Annotated in this window: 3 protein-coding genes; 1 reads left to right on the forward strand and 2 read right to left on the reverse strand. The window is 72.7% G+C overall.

Going from position 1 to position 2,068, the window contains the following annotated elements; translation table 11 throughout:
• Both SACSA_RS0118270 and SACSA_RS0118275 read right to left on the reverse strand, forming a co-directional pair.
• A partial coding sequence (locus tag SACSA_RS0118270; RefSeq protein WP_019819178.1) for an LLM class F420-dependent oxidoreductase occupies window positions 1-649 on the reverse strand: 649 nt, incomplete at its 3' end.
• 10 nt (window positions 650-659) lie between these two features.
• On the reverse strand, window positions 660-1,319 hold the full coding sequence (locus SACSA_RS0118275; RefSeq protein WP_028662016.1) for a TetR/AcrR family transcriptional regulator: 660 nt from the start codon (window positions 1,317-1,319) through the stop codon (window positions 660-662).
• 73 nt (window positions 1,320-1,392) lie between these two features.
• Here SACSA_RS0118275 and SACSA_RS0118280 point away from each other — a divergent pair, with 73 nt between their 5' ends.
• A complete protein-coding gene (locus tag SACSA_RS0118280) occupies window positions 1,393-2,004 on the forward strand; it encodes a hypothetical protein (protein WP_028662017.1) in 612 nt (203 codons plus the stop codon).
• Window positions 2,005-2,068: the final 64 nt, after the last annotated feature.

Consider the following 2,068-nt stretch of genomic DNA (forward strand, 5'->3'; position numbering starts at 1 on the left):
CGGCCGCGTCCACGCGCTCGAACTGCGCGCGGGCGGTGTCGCGGTCGCTGAACGGAATGTTGAACTCGTCGGCGTAGCGCGCCGCGAGTTCGGGCGTGCGCTTGCGCCCGGTGCCGCCCAGGATCACCGGCGGCCCCGGGCGCTGGGCGGGCTTCGGCAGTCCGGGCGCTTCCCGCAGCGTGTAGTGGGCGCCGTCGTGGCTGAACGTCTCGCCCTCCGGCGTGTGCCACAGCCCGGTGACGATCGCGAGCTGTTCGGCGTAGCGGTCGAAACGCTCCCGCATCGCGGGCAGGTCGAATCCGTAGGCGGTGTGCTCGTCGGCGTACCAGCCCGAGCCGAGCCCGAACTCCACCCGTCCGCCGGACATCTGGTCCACCTGGGCGGCCGAGATGGCCAGCAGCGAGGGGTGGCGGAACGTCGCCGCCGTCACGAGCGTGCCCAACCGGATGCGGGAGGTCTCCCGGGCCAGGCCCGCCAGCGTCACCCAGGCGTCCGTGGGGCCGGGGAGTCCGCTGACCGAGCCCATCTTCAGGAAGTGGTCGGAGCGGAAGAACGCGCCGAAGCCGGCCTGTTCACTCGCCCGCGCCACGCGGAGCAGGTCATCGTAATGGGCACCCTGTTGCGGTTCGGTGAAGATCCTCAGTTCCACGGGGGTGAGCCTAGTCGGCCCGCGCCTGGCGGGGAGTCAACCTGACCTGGTCGAGCAGGCCCAGCACCGCCTGTTCGACCTCGGCGGCGACCCGCTCAGGCTCGGCCGAGTGGGCGATCTCGGTGGCGGCGCTGCACAGCGTGCCGAGCAGCAGCCGGGAGCTGATCTCGACGGGCACGGCGGCGAGCTCACCGGCGTCGATGAGATCCCGCAGGCACTGCCGGATCAGGCCGAGACTGTAGTGGTCCTCGGCCTCCCGCCACCGTTTCCACCCCATCACCACGGGACCCTCGTGCAGGGCGATGCGCTGGTAGGCGGGGTCGAGGCAGCTCGCGACGAACGCGCGCAGGCTGGACAACGCCCGGTCCCACGGCGGCTCAGGGCGCCGCAGCAGCGCCTCGATCCGCCGCTTGACCCGTGTCTCCACCGCGTCGAAGGCCGCCTCGAAGACGGCCTGCTTGCCGTGGAAGTGGTGGTACAGCGCTCCTTTGGTGACCCGTGCGCGCTTGGCGATCTCGTCGAGCGAGGTCCCCGCGTAGCCGCGCTCCGCGAACAGCGCGACGGCGCTGTCGACGAGGGCCTGCCGGGTGGACTCCGCGTGGTCGTCCCGCCGCGACCGCGCCTCGACCGCCTCCGGCCTGCTCTCTCGCTCCGACTTCGGTGTCACCACGCTCACAAGCGTAACCGCCGCTCACGCCCCCGTACCGCTGGTATGTTGAGAACGACAGTCACATACCAACAGTATGACTCAAACCATCGGTATGACCCAGCTCACCGGGGGCGCCCGATGGGACGAGGCCACGAAGGGGGTCGAGGCCATGAGCTGGAGCGACTACTACCGCCGGCGCGAGATCCTGGACGCGGCGATCGCGCGGGCGCGGCAGGACGCGGACGGGCGTGTCCCGTTCGAGGGGATCGACGGAGCGCGCGAGGTCTTCGGCGACGAGGAGAGTCTTCTGCTGGCGCTGCACCACCGGTGGCACCAGACGTTGGGCGGCCAGCTCAGGGCCCTGGTACCGGGCCCGGAGGACACCGGGGACGTGCCCGGCGACCGCGACCAGGTGGACGCCGTGGCGCGGGCATGGCGGGCCACCGCGCGGCGGCACCCCGGGCTGCACGACGTGCTGGAGGCCGGTGCCGACCGGTTCGCCGCCGTGCGCCGCGTGCGCCAGGCGGAGCTGCGGACGCTGGCGCTCGCGGCGGGAATGGCCGAGCCCGGCGACTCCCTCGACGAGGCCGCCCGTGTCGGGGGAACCCTGGTGAGCCTGTTCCGCGAGCGGGACACCATTCGTCGCGACTTCTCCCCGGCCACCGCGCTGACCTCGTGGTTCCGCAGGCTCGCTCACACCGCCTGACCCACCGCGGTCCGCCGTTCCCGGCGCCCGGGACGGGCCGCCGGGCCGCGGGCGCCGACCACGG

It is taken from the genome of Saccharomonospora saliphila YIM 90502 (assembly GCF_000383795.1).
In the GTDB taxonomy this organism is placed as follows: Bacteria; Actinomycetota; Actinomycetes; order Mycobacteriales; family Pseudonocardiaceae; genus Saccharomonospora; species Saccharomonospora saliphila.